This is a genomic window from Tenacibaculum sp. SG-28 (assembly GCF_002954385.1).
Taxonomy (GTDB): Bacteria; Bacteroidota; Bacteroidia; order Flavobacteriales; family Flavobacteriaceae; genus Polaribacter.
The window spans coordinates 890,262-905,156 of sequence record NZ_MQVY01000001.1 but is presented as its reverse complement, the minus strand read 5'-3'; the positions used below and the strand labels follow the sequence as shown (position 1 = coordinate 905,156).

Here is a 14,895-nt window from a genome sequence, read left to right as displayed (position 1 = left end):
GTAGATTTTAGAGGCTTTTACCTGTCAGAAATACAAAAAATTCGATTTATTACTAGTTTAGATATGCTACCCCATTTATTTTGATGTTTCGTGAGGTATTCGGAAGATTTATCGTTTCTCTATAATTTTTATATAAAACTATTGTTGGTGTCAAATCGAACTATTTTATGAACTTTGTTTTTGAGTAAATAGTTTTTTACAATGGTTTTTGCTAAATCTTTATTCTCGATGGGGGTTAGCATTGATTTTAAAATCTCAATTTGGTTTTCTTGAAACGCTAGGTTAGTAAAGGTATATCCTAAGACAACATTGTTTTCTACCAAAATAATAGAGTTCTCCTCTGGAAATCTACCCTTGTCTTGGATGAAAAAATTATCACTGTTGAAGTCAATACCTAATTTTTTACGTTTTCTGATAATATTGAATTTAGGTCGTATTCTTTGCAAGTCTAGATGGTATTTTAGTCTTGTTAAGAGTACATTTCCAGTCTCCTCGTAAGTAACATCATATGCTCTTTTTAATACTTTTTCACCTTTGCTAGTTTTTTTCAAAAATTGTTTGTTGACCTCTAATTTTATATTGGAGCCTCTCCCGATATAAAGAATGGTTCCTTCTTGATTGTGTATGTAAAAAACGCCTTGTTTCTCTGGCAACTTGTCTAGGATTTTTATAATGCGTTGCTTTTCCTGTCTGTTGTCAAAGTATTTTATGGTATCGCTTGTGATTTTTCTATCGGTGTCTTTATCTAATAGAAGCTTAAACAGTTTAGTTGTAGCTATAGCGTCTCCATTTGCACGGTGTCTATCTGTTACCGGAATTCCTAGATGTCTGCATAGCTTACCTAAGCTGTAAGATGGTGCATCTTTTATAAGTAGTTTACTTAAGGTAACGGTACAAATGGTGTTTTTTTATACTCATAACCAAGACGATTAAATTCTGTTTTTAATATTCTGTAATCAAAACTTGCATTGTGCGCTATTAAAATACAATTGTCTGTAATTTCTACAATTCTCTTGGCAACCTCATGAAATTTGGGAGCATTTCGGAGCATCTTGTTACTTATTCCAGTAAGTTTAACAACAAAATCTTGAATTTTTCGTTCCGGATTAACCAAACTTATGAACTGATCAACAACTTGATGACCATCGTGTTTGTAAATAGCGATTTCGGTAATCCCTTCTTCATTGAACTTGCCTCCAGTAGTTTCGATATCTAATATAGCGTACAATTCTTTCTCTTTTTGATTAGGCTTAGCGTAAATTTAAGTAATATAATTTCGAACACCAAATATAGAACTACCTATCCTTACCATAGAACTACCATTGGCAATAGCTTGTTGATAGTCTCCGCTCATCCCCATGGAAAGTGTGGTTAGCGTTGGAAATTTAGTACTCATTTCTTTAAAAAAATTAAAAAGACTGCTAAACTCTTCATTTAGTTGAACGGTGTCATCTGTAAAAGTAGCCATTCCCATAAGACCTGTTACCTTAACATTATCTAACTCCATGAATTCTTCCGAATTTAAAATATCTTTTATGCCAGTAAAACTCAAACCAAACTTTGTATCTTCTTTGGCTATTTTTGCTTGCAGTAAACAATGGATAACTCGATCGTGCTTTTTTGCTTGTTTGTTAATCTCTACAAGAGTTTTAAAATTGTCTACACCATGTATCAAAGAGACAAAATGCGCCATATACTTAACTTTATTTCGCTGTAAATGCCCAATCATATGCCACTGTATATCTTTTGGTAATGCTTCGTACTTAGTAGCCATTTCTTGAATTTTATTTTCGCCAAATACACGCTGTCCTGCCGCATAGGCTTCTTCGATATCTTGAATAGGTTTTGTTTTAGAAACAGCAACTAAAGTTACATGTTCAGGGATATTTTGCTTTATTTTTTTCAGATTATCTTTTATCATCGGTATTCATTTTACAGAAACTCATAAATAGTTAATGCACTTCTTAATTTAGGCTCAATGTAGGTTGTTTTTGGCGGCATTATTAAATTATCGTCAATGATTTCTTTTAGTTCTTTTATGTTGGTAGCTAACATACCAAAAGAAACTTTAAAAGTTCCTTCGTCGACTTTGGTTTTTAATTCTAAACCTCCAGATTTATTTTGAGAATATATAATTTTAGAGCTATTTCGAATATCGTGAATCCCAAGAATTGGCTTTAATACCGTTTGAAAAAGTATTTGCGCATCGAGTTTACTTAATTTATCTGTGAATTTATACGCAGATTTTCGGAGTGTTAAAGCATAAAAACTACCGTTAAGATACATGCAAAATTGGTGTTTTTTTAAGGGTTTAAATAATTCCTCCCCCTTGTTTTCAATCTTAAATATAGTATCTAGTTCTATCAAAAATTCATCTGGCGATAACCCATTTAAATCTTTTATAAATCGATTAAACTCATAGATGCACAATTGATTTTCGGATAACAAGTAACTCATAAAATAATTATAGGGCTCCTCTCCAGTATGGCTAGCATTATTTTTAGCTAAATTTTCAGCTAGGATACAGGAAGATGTTGATCTGTGATGTCCGTCTGCAATGTACAAAGTACTTACATCTTTAAATGCTTCAGTTACTGTAGCGATATCTTTGGTATTTGTTATCGGCCAAATAGTATGCAAGTTCTTATCCGTGGTGGTAAATTCATATTCAGGTACCAATTTTTGGTACTTTTCGAGGATGGAATTAACCATAGGATTCTCCGGATAAGTAAGGAGAACCGGCTCTGCATTGAATCCAGTATTTTTGAGATATTCTTCAAATAAAAGTTCTCTACTTCGTAAGGTAGCCTCGTGTTTTTTTATTTTATTTTGATGAAAATCATGCACAGAGGTTGCTGCAATTATGCCAATGAATACATGCACCGGAGTTACTTTTTTATAAATGTAAAAAGCAGGAGTTTCATCTTGAATAAGGTATTCATCTTCTTTGAACTCTAAATACCTATTGTGGACCATTTTAAAGCGTTGTTCGCCAGAAATTTCTTTGTGATGGTACTTATAACCAGGATTAATTACATGTAGAAAAGAAAACGGGTTGTACGTTAACTTTGCATGTAATTCTTCAGGCGTATAAACTTCAAAAGATTTTGAAGAAACCAAAGCAACTTTATCTTTGGTTGCTCGAACTGCTCTAAAGGGTTTTACGATTGCCATAGCGTATTATTCAGCTAATAATTCGATAATTTGTTTTGCTATTTCATCTCCAATTCTCTCTTGGGATTCTTTGGTTGTGCCGCCTATGTTGGGAGTTAACGAAATTTCAGGATTCATCAGTAATTGTATCTCTGGTGTTGGTTGATTTTCATAAACATCCAATCCTGCATATTTTACTTTTCCCTTTTTAATGGCGTTTACAAGAGCAATTTCATCGATCACTCCACCAATAGCAGTATTAACAATACCAACATTATCTTTCATAAGAGCTAATTGTTTTTCACCAATTACATAGTCATCCAGTAAAGGGGTGTGAATAGAAATAAAATCAGCAGCTTTTAAAACATCTTCTGTTTTTTTGGTAGCTATTGGTATCGTGATGGATTGTCCATCAAAAAAAGATAGGGTAACCTCAGGATTTTCACTTTTTGTACTATGTGTGGCAATGACACGCATGCCAATTCCTACTGCTATTTTTGCGACCTCGGTTCCTACTTTCCCCAGACCAATAATTCCAAGTGTTTTTCCTCGAAGTTCTTGCCCTACGGAAAATTGTTTTTTTAAATCTCCAAATCTCGAATCTCCTTCTAAAGGCATTTCTCTATTAGACTGGTGCAAAAATCGAACCATTCCAAATAAATGCGCGAACACTAATTCGGCAACAGCAATAGTAGTTGCTTTGGTAGCATTTACAACGTGAATTCCGTTTTCGTAAGCATAGTCGATATCGATATTATCCATGTTGGGTCTGGTACAAGCGATTAATTTAATGCTAGGACATGCCTCTAGCAATTCTTGCGTTACACCAGTATTGTGATTCACAACGATGGCATCAATGCTGTTTTCACAGATGTAATTTTCTAGTTGTACTTGTGCTACTTTGGTAACTATTACCTCAAAACCAGCAGCTCTAAGGGTTGCAATCCCGTTCTCGGAAATTTTATCGTTAATTAAAATTCGCATAAAATCTAATTTCTTTTTTTATTGATACCATACAAGGCACTAATCAAGCCTTTCTCTCTAGTTCTTGCATTACATCCACTAGTGCTTGAACACTGTACAGAGGAAGTGCATTGTACATACTTGCTCTATATCCACCTACACTGCGATGTCCTGCGAGGCCGTTAATGTCTGCTTCTTTCCACAAGGCATCAAATCTATCGTTTAACCTTTTATCGTTTAAACAAAAGGTAGCGTTCATAATACTTCTGTCTTCACTAGTAACCAATCCTTTAAAAAGAGGATTTCTATCGATTTCTCCGTATAACAGAGAAGCTTTTTGTTGGTTTACCTTCTCTATGAAGGTAATTCCTCCCAAATCCTGTAACCATTCCAAAGTTAACATCGAAACATACACTGCAAAAACTGGTGGGGTGTTGAACATGCTTTCTTTTTCGATATGTAATTGATACTTGAGCATAGAAGGAATTTCTCTGGTTACTTTCCCCAAAATATCTTCTTTAACTACTACGAGAGTTGTACCCGCAGGTCCCATATTTTTTTGCGCACCTGCATAGATCAAATCAAACTTAGAAAAATCTAATTTTCTTGAAAAAATATCGGAGCTCATGTCGCATACTAGTGGGATTTCAATTTCGGGAAAAACCTTCATTTGAGTCCCGTATATGGTGTTATTACTAGTGCAGTGAAAATAATCTGAATCTTTAGGAATGGAATAATTTTTTGGAATGTAAGTAAAGTTTTTATCTTTTGAAGAAGCAACCTCAATTAATTCTCCAAAAAGCCTTGCCTCTTGTATCGCTTTGGTACTCCATGTACCAGTATTTAAATACGCTGCTTTTTTTTGCAGCAGGTTATAGGCAGTGAGTAAAAATTGGGAACTCGCACCGCCCTGTAAAAATAAAACTTGATACCCTTGATCCTTTAAGTCAAGTAATTCTAACACTAATTTTCTTGCTTTTTCAATGACTGCAACAAAAGGTTTGCTTCGATGTGAAATTTCAAGAATCGATAAATTGTCATTGTTAAAGTTGCGCACCGCTGCAGCTGCCTTTTGAAAAACTTCTTCAGGGAGTATGCAAGGACCAGCACTAAAATTATGTTTTTTCATTCGTTATAATTTAATTACAAAGATGCGAATTATACTAAAAATACCTTACAGATTTCCCAGAAAATCTAGGGTGTTAATTCCATCTGCATAATCCCACAAATTGGGTGCTTGCGTTTTTCCAAATGAAATTTGTTGGGTAGAAAAGTTTTTCGCTACCAAACATTGAATTTTTTCTTGATCTTTTTTTAATTTTTCTTTTAGTGCTTCATCGTTTTCATAATATTCATAAAATACAGTTGCAATAGGGGAGGCATAGCTTTGATCCTCCTTTATCATAAGAAAACCATTTTCTAATATATCGAATTCACTCATTAAATAAACCGCTTTGTTATAGTCGTAATTATTGGCATATTTAGCGTTGTTTATTATATCGCGTTTCGAATACATCCCTTTAAAAAAGGAATCAAAATTGTATTCTTTCGGAACAAACAACTTAGACACAGACCTACATCCTAAACCAAAATAGGTGAAAATATCGTTTCCTAACTGCTCGAGATCCTCTGCCGATTCTTTACCACTTAATACTGCTACAGAATTTCTATTTTTTCGAATTATATTAGGTTTGTCTTTAAAATAATAGTCAAAATATCTAGCGGTATTGTTACTTCCTGTAGCAATAACGGCATCGTAGTTTTGCAAAGTGTTTTCAGTGAATGTTATTTGTCCTTTCCATTCTGGTAATACATATTCTAAATATTTGGCTAGAAAAGGTAATAAATGCTTGTCATTTGAAGATTGTTTTACCACTACTGCATGCCCTGCCATTAGTACAGATATAAAATCATGGAAGCCTACCAATGGAATATTACCTGCCATGATTATCGCTATTTTTTTACGTTTGTTTTTTCCAATATTTGCACCTTGGATCCATTGATTTATATTTTGTTCCGTTAGTGCTTGCGACCAATTTTGTAGTGCGAACAAAATGTTATTTTTGGTGAACCAAGAGTTAGATTCTTCTGCTATTTTAATTTGGTGTTTAAAACCATCAAAAAATAGGTCATTAAAGGGTATGGAATTATCTTTTTGTATGCCATCTGTACTAAATTGGCTTAAGAATTTTCCCAGTTGAATAAAAGCGTTCGTACTTCTTTGTATACTATCCATTTATATTGGTTCTAAATTAAATTGGAACTATTTTTGCATTGCAAAGTTACGAAACAGAAAGATATTTATCATGGCAATAATTATAACAGACGAATGCATAAACTGCGGTGCTTGTGAGCCCGAATGTCCTAACACTGCTATTTATGAAGGAGCTGAAGATTGGAAATACGCAGATGGTACTGATTTAGAGGGTAATGTAGTATTACCAGATGGAAAAAGCATTAATGCAGAAGAGGAGAATGAACCAATTTCTGATGAAATATACTTTATTGTTGCCGATAAATGTACCGAGTGTAAGGGATTTCATGAAGAACCGCAATGCGCCGCAGTATGTCCGGTAGATTGCTGTGTTCCCGATGAAAATAATGTGGAAACGGAAGAAGCACTGTTGGCCAAACAACGATTTTTACACCACGAATAAAAAATTAAATAATTTTATTAGAGTAATCCTGAGCAACACTCAGGATTTTTTTGTAAGTATGTTTTTATATTTCGTCCAATGTAGAAACTCTAATGCATCGTTATGGTACCAAAATGGCTATTCGTACTTCTCATTATATTTTTTTGGTTATCCTGTAAAAATTCTGATAATGGTTTGCTTCCTACAACAAAAAAACATACTAGACCTAGTATTTCTAAGGATTTAAGTAAAGTCATCAATACCCACGGAGGTATGCATCTATGGCATACATTTTCTACGGTTCGTTTTTCTGTAGATGACGAAAAGCACGTGGTAGATTTGCATTCTCGAAAAACTCGCATTACCTCTAAAGATTTCACTATTGGTTTTAATGGGAAGAAGGTTTGGTTTCAACAAAAGAGTGCTTCTTCCTTTACGTCAGATCCCAACTTTTATTATAATTTATATTTTTATTTTTTTGCTATGCCTTTTGTTTTGGCAGATGAGGGTATCACATATACGGAAGCAAAACCTTTAGAATACAATGGAATTTCATTTCCGGGCATTAAAATTTCGTACAATCAAGATGTCGGGGCTTCACCAGATGATAATTATTTTTTATATTTTCACCCAGAAACTAAACAAATGGAATGGCTAGGTTATTCCGTAACTTATTTTTCAAAGAAAGTATCTAATAATTTTAACTTGATAAAATACGATACATGGCAAGAAGAAAAGGGGATTTTGTTACCCAAAAGCATCTCTTGGTTCACCAAAGATAGCTTAGGTAACCCTGTAAGCGCAAAAGGTAATCCAGTTCTTTTTTCTACAATCTCGTTACAAGAAAATTCATTGTCGGATATCTTTTATGAAGAGTAAAAATTAAACAATATGACGTCCAATAAAACAAAATGGAAACGTGAGTACACAATGGTACTCTTAGCGAACGTAGTATATATCGTTCTATTTTATTTATTAATGAATAAATTTAGCAATTAAATGCATACAATAGACTGGATTATACTTTCCATAACCCTGCTGTTTATAGTTTTTTATGGGGCATGGAAAACACGTGGAAGTAAGAATGTAAAAGATTTTATTAAAGGAGGTAATGAGACAAATTGGTGGACCATTGGTTTATCTGTAATGGCTACCCAAGCAAGCGCTATTACCTTTTTATCTACTCCCGGACAAGCATTTCACAGCGGTATGGGATTTGTTCAATTTTATTTTGGACTTCCAATTGCTATGGTGGTAATTTGTATGGTTTTTATTCCTATATACCACAAACTTAATGTCTATACAGCTTATGAATATTTAGAGACTAGATTTGATAAAAAAACCAGAACTTTAACTGCTATTTTATTTCTTATACAGCGAGGACTAGCCGCAGGTATTACGATTTTTGCTCCTGCTATTATTTTGTCCGCCGTTTTAGGTTGGGATTTGATAACTTTAAATGTGGTTATAGGACTTTTGGTAATCGTGTATACGGTATCTGGAGGAACTAAAGCGGTAAGTGTAACACAAAAACAACAAATGGGAGTTATATTTTCAGGAATGTTTATTGCATTTTATCTTATACTGCAATATCTTCCCGATGATATTACGTTTACCAAAGCTCTCGAAATTGCAGGTGCCAGTGATAAAATGAATGTTTTAGATTTTTCCTTAGATCTAGATAATCGCTATACTGTTTGGACTGGGATTTTAGGAGGGACATTTTTAATGTTATCCTATTTCGGTACCGATCAAAGTCAGGTGCAACGATATTTATCTGGGAAATCTGCCAAAGAGAGTCAATTAGGACTAATATTTAACGGATTACTTAAAGTTCCAATGCAATTTTTCATCTTATTAGTAGGTGTGATGGTTTTTGTTTTTTACCAATTTAATAGTGCACCCCTAAACTTCAACCCAAAGGCACAAGAAGTTGTTCTGAACTCTAAATATGCTTCTGATTATAAAGCCTTAGAAACACAACACAAGGATATTGAGTCGCAAAAAAAGGCCATCCTTTTTCAGGGATTAAATTCCAGCAATACAGAACTTTTGCAAGAACTAAATGAACGAGATAAAGTATTAAAAAAAGAGGCTAAAGTTTTAATTTCAAAAGCAGATAATTCTGTCGAAACTAATGATAAAGATTACGTATTTATACAATTTATATTAAACTATTTACCTAAAGGATTAGTGGGGCTTTTACTTGCAGTTATACTCTCTGCGGCAATGTCTTCTACAGCTTCTGAATTGAATGCATTAGCCTCAACCACAACCATAGATTTATACAAAAGAAACGTCGCAAGCTCCCATAGTGATGCGTATTATGTTAACGTGTCAAAATTTTTCACTTTGGCATGGGGAATTCTTGCAATTGCTGTTGCCTGTATTGCTAATTTATTTGATAATTTGATTCAACTGGTGAATATTATTGGTTCTATTTTTTATGGAAATGTACTAGGAATATTTTTATTGGCATTTTTCTTTAAAAAAATAAAAGGGAACACTGTTTTTACAAGTGCTTTGATAACTCAGGTTTTGATTTTTTTCATCTTTTACTTTGGAATTTACAACCTCGAACAACAAGGTTTAAAACCTGTTATTAGTTATTTATGGTTAAACTTTATCGGCTGTATTTCAGTACTGTATTTAGCTTTGCTATTCACTTTTAAGCAGTTAGATGTTAAAAATAAAATTACATTGCTTTTTATTTCTCTGGGAATTTTTTAAAATCGTGTACGATTTGTTCAATGGAAGTTCTCTCGATGTATTTTATGTGTTATACCTTATAGTTACATTTGTAGTATTAGGTTTTTTTAATACCAAAAAAGAGTCGTTAGTTGATACAGATTAGAGAAGCCACTTTAAATGATTTACCCGTTTTATTAGAGTTTGAACAAGCTTTAATAAAGGCGGAAAGACCCTTCGACGCTACTTTAAAAGATGAAGATATCGTCTACTATAATATTAAAAATATGATTCTCGCTACTGATGTATGTATTTTAGTGGCTACAGAAAACAAAAAACTCATTGCTTCAGGCTATGCCAGTATTCACCAACCAAAGGTATATTTCAAATTTTCGGTTCTAGCATATGTAGGATTCATGTATGTGATTCCTGAAAAACGAGGTAAAGGCATAAATAAACGTATAATGGATAGTTTATTCGATTGGATACGCTCTAGGGGTATAAATGAGGTTAGATTAGATGTATATACCGAAAATTCTCAAGCGATAAAAGCCTATGAAAAAGTTGGATTTCAAAAACACTTAATTAAAATGAGAACTACAATTTAAGTATGTTCCATAAAAAACTCCTAGCTAGAACTAGGAGTTTTTTGTTCGGTAACAATAATTTATTGCATTTTAGCCAAAAATTCTTTGTTCATTTTAACATAATCTGCATTTCCTCTTTTTTCAGCACCAGAAAGTGATGCTTTCGCTGCAGCAATGGCACCTTTTTTGTCTCCTGCTTTTGCAAGAATTAAAGACTGCTGACGTAAGTACCAAAAACGAGGTTGGTCTTTTGTCATATCTACAGCTTTATTGATCCATTCTTTAGCTTTGTTTATATCTTTATCTTCTGTTAGGTAGTATACTGCTGATGCATAGTAATCGTTAGCCGATGGTCCGTTCATGGTTCTGGCGATACTCTCCTCTACAGCCTTGTCTGTTGGTGTGTTAAATTTGATACCAACATATGTTTTTTCCCACATAATTCCTAAAACTGCGGAATTACTAGTTAAATCTCCAAATGATATGGTAAATGTTTCTACATTTGCTGGTAAGGTTTGTGTTTTTACAGTAGTAGTTAAGGCAACGTTTGCATCGTTCCAATTTCTTGGAGTTCCCCAATTACTTGCGTCATTGTAAAACATTATATCCCATGATCCTGCATTAGGTTTTGAAAAAATAGCATAGGTTCCTTTTTTTAGTGTTTTACCAGCAATGATCACATCATCACTAAAAGTTACTTTGGTGTTTTCGTTTGCTCCTGTTCTCCAAAGTTTCCCAAAGGGAACTAAATCTCCAAAAATTTTTCTTCCTTTCATTCCCGGCCTAGAATACGTCACGGTAACATCGGTTAAACCAACTTTTTGCTCCATTTTAGATAAAGGACTAGCTGCAGGTGTTTCAATTTGTGCGTTTGCTTGTAAACTAAACGCTATACCAAGTAAACTTAAAAATATTTTTTCATGTGAAAATTGTTTAATAATTGTACGCTAAAATTACAGCTAAAAAATACACTTATTGTTAACAAAATCTTAAAATAGTATGCAGTATATTTGCTCGTATGAAAAAATACATTTCGGAGGCAATAGGGACTTTCACACTAATTTTTTGTGGTACCGGAGCAATGACAGTAAACGAAATCACTGGTGGTGTAGATTTAAATCATACCGGTGTTGCAATCACCTGGGGTTTAATTGTAATGGCTATGATTTATGCTTTTGGAGAAATATCCGGAGCGCACTTTAATCCAGCAGTAACAATTGCCTTTGCTTACGCAAAAAAGTTTCCATGGAAAGAAGTGCCTGCCTATATAATTGCACAAATTACCGGAGCAATGTTTGCTAGTTTGATGTTGTTTATTCTGTTTCCGACTAGCGAATTTTACGGAGCAACTATACCTTCTATAGTTCCCTGGAGAGCTTTTATAGTAGAATTACTGTTAACATTTTTTCTAATGCTAACGATCATTAATGTCTCAACAGGAAGTAAAGAAGTTGGAGTGATGGCCGGAATTGCAATTGGTGGAGTGGTGCTTTTAGAAGCAATGTTTGCAGGCCCTGTAACTAAAGCCTCCATGAATCCTGCTAGGTCAATTGCACCAGCAGTTTTCTCCGGGCATTATGAGCATTTGTGGTTGTATCTCACAGCACCAATTATTGGGGCAATACTGGCAGTAATATCTTGTAAATTGGTAAAAGAAGAGCAATGTTGCGATGCACAGTGCTAAGCACTGTATTTCTTTTTTCTATAATAAGTAAAAGACATACCGAAACCTACTAATGCTAAAAGGGGCAAGATAACATTTACGAGTTGCCAAAACTTTTTATCTTCGAAAGCCTTTTGCTTGTCTAGTAAATTTATTTGAATCGATTTATTTCGCAGTTCAATAATACCTTCATCGTCGAGTAAATAATCTACGGCATTTTCTAGAAATTCTTTGTTGCCATAGGTAGCACCCGTCCATTTGTCTTTAGATAAATCATAGGGTTCCCCTTTTAGTAGCTGATTTTTTGCGATATCTCCATCCGCAATAATGATCATTTTTGCTGGTTTATTGGGGGTTTGTTGTGTGATAGCAAATGGTTTTGTCCTGTTTTCGTATGCAGAGCTAAAGCTCCCTTCTAAAAGTACAGCAAATAATTGCGGACCATTAGTAAATACTTCTTCTTTAGGGGCTTTGGCTATGCTTTGTAATTCTATGATGCTAGGTGTGCCAATTTTTTTAGTCAATTCTGAAGATACTAGCAATGGAGTTTTTTGTAAGTCTCCTTTTAAGATGTCTATTTGTGTCGTAAACTCAAGCTTTACTGGTGCTATATTGCTAGTAATCGGATGATTCGGATTACCGTTCACCAATGGGTTAAAAAACCAATTTAAATATTGAAATTGCGTTTGGTTCCCGATATTTCCCGTTGCTAATGGAATTTTTGCACTATATAAATCTTGCACTAATTTATTGTTGATTCTAATTTGATAACTAAATAGCAAATCGGTCAGGTTTAAATCTCTTGGCGCAGCCATCATGACCCCTTCATTGTATAGACTATCGATATCTGCATAGTTATTATCGATCATCCAAAGACTGTTTCCTCCGTTAATGATATATTGATCTAAGACGTATTTTTCTTCCTCGCTAAAGCGAGTTTGTGGCTTTGCAATAACCGTAAGGTCGTATTTTTTTAGGTCAGCTAATGTTTTTTGAGGATTATTAGCTACACTGTCTAAGGTAAATTTTGCCAGGTTATACTTACTTTTAATTTTAGATAAAAAGCTGTATAGGTAAATATCCTCTAACTCTCCATTTCCAGAGAGAACGGCTATTTTTTTCTTGCTATTTTTAGTAATGGCATGTATGCCATTTATAAAGGAATACTCCAGTTTTTCAATAGCATTTTGAAGTTGTTCTTCTTGCGTTTTTAAGACAGTATCTGGTAATAAGGAAACCAATTCTCTTTTTTTACCATACTGAATTTCTGCCCATGGAAATATTATAGCTTCCGAAAGTTTACCATCTTCTTCTACGGTTAGTCTACTGGGAAACATTCCTTTTCGAATTAAAGTTTCTCGAAGATCGTCTGGATTTATGAAACGATAGTATATAGAGGCGTTTTTCGCTTTTAATTCTCTTAAAAATTGTTGGGTTTCGATTTGTAATCGTTTGAACTCTGCTGGAAAATCTCCTTCTAAATATACGTTTATAAAAATGGTGTTTTCCAGGTTGTCGAGAATGGTGTTACTAATACTTGATAAAGTGTAACGTTTGTCTTTGGTAAGATCAAATCTCTTGTAATATTTACTTCCGGTAACGTTTACAACTAATAGAATTAGCAAGACCAAAATTAACTGCTGTATGTTTTTAGTCATTTTTCAATTTTTGTTTGGTTAGAAATAAAAATACGTAGGTTAGGGATACGAAATACAAAAGATCTCTAGTATCTAATACCCCTTTATGGAAACTATCGTAATGATAAAAAGCGCCGAGGTTTTGTAAAAAATACCCCTTCTTACCGATGGTTTTTCCAATTGTTTCTAAACCGATAAATACTGTAAAGATTAGTAAATTCCCAATTATGAATGCTACAATTTGATTGGTAGAGAGTGTAGAAGCAAATAGGCCAATTGCAGAAAAACTAGCAATTAGAAAAAATAAGCCAAGATAAGATCCAAGAGTACTTCCGATATCTATATTTCCAACTGGAGCTCCTAGAATATATATACTGTAAATATAGACCAAAGTGGGTAGTAACGCAATAACAACAAGAACGACAGTCGCAAAAAACTTACCTAACACAATCTCCCAATTAGTAATTGGTTTTGTTCGTAAAATTTCCATGGTTCCATTTTTGTATTCATCGGCAAAACTTCGCATCGTAATAGCAGAAATTAAAAAGCTAAATAACCAAGGTGCTAAGAAAAAATAATTATTTAAATCGGCAAAACCTGCATTTAAAAGGTTTAAATCGTTATCGAAAACCCATAAATACAAACCGTTTACGAGAAGAAAGACACCAATTACAAGATATGCAATTGAAGACGAAAAAAAAGTGTTACATTCTTTTTTAAAAATAGAAAACATAAATATTTTACTGTGGTTTAGGTTTGTTTAATATATACGAATTGAAACAGGTTTTAGTATTTACTTTTACTTGAATCCGAAAACCAAATTTACGAAGTAATTGTATAGATTTCTGATTATTTTTATGGGTTAAAGCTATTATGGCTTGTAAACTAAGTTCTTCAAAGGCATAGCTGAGTATCTCTTGTAAAACCTCGCTCATAATACCGATACCCATATATGTCGGAAGAAGTTCATACCCTATTTCAGCAGAAAGATCTTCTGGTTTGTAATTTCTTAATCCAATAGATCCTATCATCTCATCCTCTGTTTCCAATACCCAATAAATAGCTTTTTTTGAGGCTACTAAAGCCTTAGTTTTGGCGATGAAAGTTCTTATCTGTTCGTGTGTCGTCGGTATTTTTCTATCTAGGTATTGATTTACCTCTCTATCTGTTCTTAACGCAAAGACTGCATCCGTATCCCGATTTGATATGGCTCTTAAAAGCACTCTATTTGTTCTTAGGTTAGGAAGATTTTGAAATTTTAAGTTCATTAAGGCATTGCTGCAAGCTTGTCTACACTCCAAGCTTGTGGTTTGTCATTAAACATTACTTTTGTTTCTGCCCATACGGTTTTGAAAAGTTCTGAACTTCTGTAATTTTCCAAATCATTTTCTGTTTCCCAATAACTGTATGTGAAAAAAACTTCTGGATTATTTCTGTCTTGATATAATTCTAACAAACGACATCCAGGTGAATTTCGAATGTCTCGTTTTTTGCTATTAAAATTTTGTACAAACGTGTCGATCTTATCGGGTTGAAAACTGAGTTTTACAATGCGAATAAACATATTA

15 protein-coding genes and 1 pseudogene are annotated in these 14,895 nt (G+C 33.7%); 5 read left to right on the top strand and 11 right to left on the bottom strand.

All coding sequences use genetic code 11. From position 1 onward, the window contains the following. Positions 1 to 128 precede the first annotated feature (128 nt). From BSU00_RS03945 to BSU00_RS03920, 6 genes and pseudogenes are all read right to left on the bottom strand, one after another. Positions 129 to 1,228 (bottom strand): annotated as a pseudogene (locus tag BSU00_RS03945) (exonuclease domain-containing protein). 33 nt (positions 1,229 to 1,261) lie between these two features. Continuing rightward, positions 1,262 to 1,921, bottom strand: a complete 660-nt coding sequence (locus tag BSU00_RS03940; protein ID WP_105003206.1) for a YggS family pyridoxal phosphate-dependent enzyme — start codon at positions 1,919 to 1,921, stop codon at positions 1,262 to 1,264. Positions 1,922 to 1,932: 11 nt separating this feature from the next. Then, a complete protein-coding gene (locus BSU00_RS03935; protein WP_105003205.1) occupies positions 1,933 to 3,174 on the bottom strand; it encodes a DUF1015 domain-containing protein in 1,242 nt (413 codons plus the stop codon). A 6-nt stretch (positions 3,175 to 3,180) separates the two neighbouring features. Further along, complete coding sequence (locus tag BSU00_RS03930) at positions 3,181 to 4,137, bottom strand: NAD(P)-dependent oxidoreductase (RefSeq protein WP_105003204.1); 957 nt, start codon at positions 4,135 to 4,137, stop codon at positions 3,181 to 3,183. Positions 4,138 to 4,180: 43 nt separating this feature from the next. After that, positions 4,181 to 5,245 carry a 3-phosphoserine/phosphohydroxythreonine transaminase gene (serC, locus tag BSU00_RS03925; protein ID WP_105003203.1) on the bottom strand — a complete coding sequence of 355 codons (1,065 nt, stop codon included), beginning with the start codon at positions 5,243 to 5,245 and terminating at the stop codon, positions 4,181 to 4,183. Between the two features lie 45 nt (positions 5,246 to 5,290). Next, positions 5,291 to 6,352 carry an acyl-CoA reductase gene (locus BSU00_RS03920; protein ID WP_105003202.1) on the bottom strand — a complete coding sequence of 354 codons (1,062 nt, stop codon included), beginning with the start codon at positions 6,350 to 6,352 and terminating at the stop codon, positions 5,291 to 5,293. A 70-nt stretch (positions 6,353 to 6,422) separates the two neighbouring features. Between BSU00_RS03920 and BSU00_RS03915 the strand changes: the two genes are divergently transcribed. From BSU00_RS03915 to BSU00_RS03900, 4 genes are all read left to right on the top strand, one after another. After that, positions 6,423 to 6,773: a 4Fe-4S dicluster domain-containing protein gene (locus BSU00_RS03915; RefSeq protein ID WP_105003201.1), complete on the top strand. Its 351-nt coding sequence runs from the start codon at positions 6,423 to 6,425 to the stop codon at positions 6,771 to 6,773. Between the two features lie 174 nt (positions 6,774 to 6,947). Then, positions 6,948 to 7,631: a DUF6503 family protein gene (locus tag BSU00_RS03910; RefSeq protein ID WP_146104783.1), complete on the top strand. Its 684-nt coding sequence runs from the start codon at positions 6,948 to 6,950 to the stop codon at positions 7,629 to 7,631. A gap of 120 nt (positions 7,632 to 7,751) precedes the next feature. Next, positions 7,752 to 9,482, top strand: a complete 1,731-nt coding sequence (locus BSU00_RS03905; protein WP_105003199.1) for a sodium:solute symporter — start codon at positions 7,752 to 7,754, stop codon at positions 9,480 to 9,482. Between the two features lie 110 nt (positions 9,483 to 9,592). Beyond that, a complete protein-coding gene (locus BSU00_RS03900) occupies positions 9,593 to 10,048 on the top strand; it encodes a GNAT family N-acetyltransferase (RefSeq protein ID WP_105003198.1) in 456 nt (151 codons plus the stop codon). Positions 10,049 to 10,107: 59 nt separating this feature from the next. On the opposite strand, the gene BSU00_RS03895 is transcribed toward BSU00_RS03900, so the two are convergent. Continuing rightward, a complete protein-coding gene (locus tag BSU00_RS03895) occupies positions 10,108 to 10,857 on the bottom strand; it encodes a DUF2911 domain-containing protein (RefSeq protein WP_105003197.1) in 750 nt (249 codons plus the stop codon). 188 nt (positions 10,858 to 11,045) lie between these two features. Between BSU00_RS03895 and BSU00_RS03890 the strand changes: the two genes are divergently transcribed. Beyond that, complete coding sequence (locus BSU00_RS03890) at positions 11,046 to 11,711, top strand: MIP family channel protein (protein WP_105003196.1); 666 nt, start codon at positions 11,046 to 11,048, stop codon at positions 11,709 to 11,711. Here BSU00_RS03890 and gldG read toward each other — a convergent pair. The 4 genes from gldG to BSU00_RS03870 are packed head-to-tail and all read right to left on the bottom strand — an operon-like array spanning position 11,708 to position 14,891. Then, complete coding sequence (gene gldG / locus BSU00_RS03885) at positions 11,708 to 13,348, bottom strand: gliding motility-associated ABC transporter substrate-binding protein GldG (RefSeq protein ID WP_105003195.1); 1,641 nt, start codon at positions 13,346 to 13,348, stop codon at positions 11,708 to 11,710. The genes BSU00_RS03890 and gldG overlap by 4 nt on opposite strands. Further along, on the bottom strand, positions 13,341 to 14,060 hold the full coding sequence (gene gldF, locus BSU00_RS03880) for a gliding motility-associated ABC transporter permease subunit GldF (protein WP_105003194.1): 720 nt from the start codon (positions 14,058 to 14,060) through the stop codon (positions 13,341 to 13,343). The genes gldG and gldF overlap by 8 nt, the downstream gene beginning before the upstream one ends. A gap of 7 nt (positions 14,061 to 14,067) precedes the next feature. Then, positions 14,068 to 14,595, bottom strand: a complete 528-nt coding sequence (locus BSU00_RS03875) for a GNAT family N-acetyltransferase (protein ID WP_105003193.1) — start codon at positions 14,593 to 14,595, stop codon at positions 14,068 to 14,070. Next, entirely contained in the window at positions 14,595 to 14,891 is a 297-nt protein-coding gene (locus tag BSU00_RS03870; protein ID WP_105003192.1) for a putative quinol monooxygenase, read from the bottom strand. Before BSU00_RS03870 ends, BSU00_RS03875 begins: the two co-directional genes overlap by 1 nt. Between the last annotated feature and the right edge of the window lie 4 nt (positions 14,892 to 14,895).

What these genes read in the sequence shown, in the direction of transcription:
- BSU00_RS03940 (WP_105003206.1), bottom strand. Translation starts at nt 1,921, where the DNA reads ATGATAAAAGATAATCTGAAAAAAATAAAGCAAAATATCCCTGAACAT.
- BSU00_RS03935 (WP_105003205.1), bottom strand. Translation starts at nt 3,174, where the DNA reads ATGGCAATCGTAAAACCCTTTAGAGCAGTTCGAGCAACCAAAGATAAA.
- BSU00_RS03930 (WP_105003204.1), bottom strand. Translation starts at nt 4,137, where the DNA reads ATGCGAATTTTAATTAACGATAAAATTTCCGAGAACGGGATTGCAACC.
- serC (WP_105003203.1), bottom strand. Translation starts at nt 5,245, where the DNA reads ATGAAAAAACATAATTTTAGTGCTGGTCCTTGCATACTCCCTGAAGAA.
- BSU00_RS03920 (WP_105003202.1), bottom strand. Translation starts at nt 6,352, where the DNA reads ATGGATAGTATACAAAGAAGTACGAACGCTTTTATTCAACTGGGAAAA.
- BSU00_RS03915 (WP_105003201.1), top strand. Translation starts at nt 6,423, where the DNA reads ATGGCAATAATTATAACAGACGAATGCATAAACTGCGGTGCTTGTGAG.
- BSU00_RS03905 (WP_105003199.1), top strand. Translation starts at nt 7,752, where the DNA reads ATGCATACAATAGACTGGATTATACTTTCCATAACCCTGCTGTTTATA.
- BSU00_RS03895 (WP_105003197.1), bottom strand. Translation starts at nt 10,857, where the DNA reads ATGGAGCAAAAAGTTGGTTTAACCGATGTTACCGTGACGTATTCTAGG.
- BSU00_RS03890 (WP_105003196.1), top strand. Translation starts at nt 11,046, where the DNA reads ATGAAAAAATACATTTCGGAGGCAATAGGGACTTTCACACTAATTTTT.
- gldG (WP_105003195.1), bottom strand. Translation starts at nt 13,348, where the DNA reads ATGACTAAAAACATACAGCAGTTAATTTTGGTCTTGCTAATTCTATTA.
- gldF (WP_105003194.1), bottom strand. Translation starts at nt 14,060, where the DNA reads ATGTTTTCTATTTTTAAAAAAGAATGTAACACTTTTTTTTCGTCTTCA.
- BSU00_RS03875 (WP_105003193.1), bottom strand. Translation starts at nt 14,595, where the DNA reads ATGAACTTAAAATTTCAAAATCTTCCTAACCTAAGAACAAATAGAGTG.
- BSU00_RS03870 (WP_105003192.1), bottom strand. Translation starts at nt 14,891, where the DNA reads ATGTTTATTCGCATTGTAAAACTCAGTTTTCAACCCGATAAGATCGAC.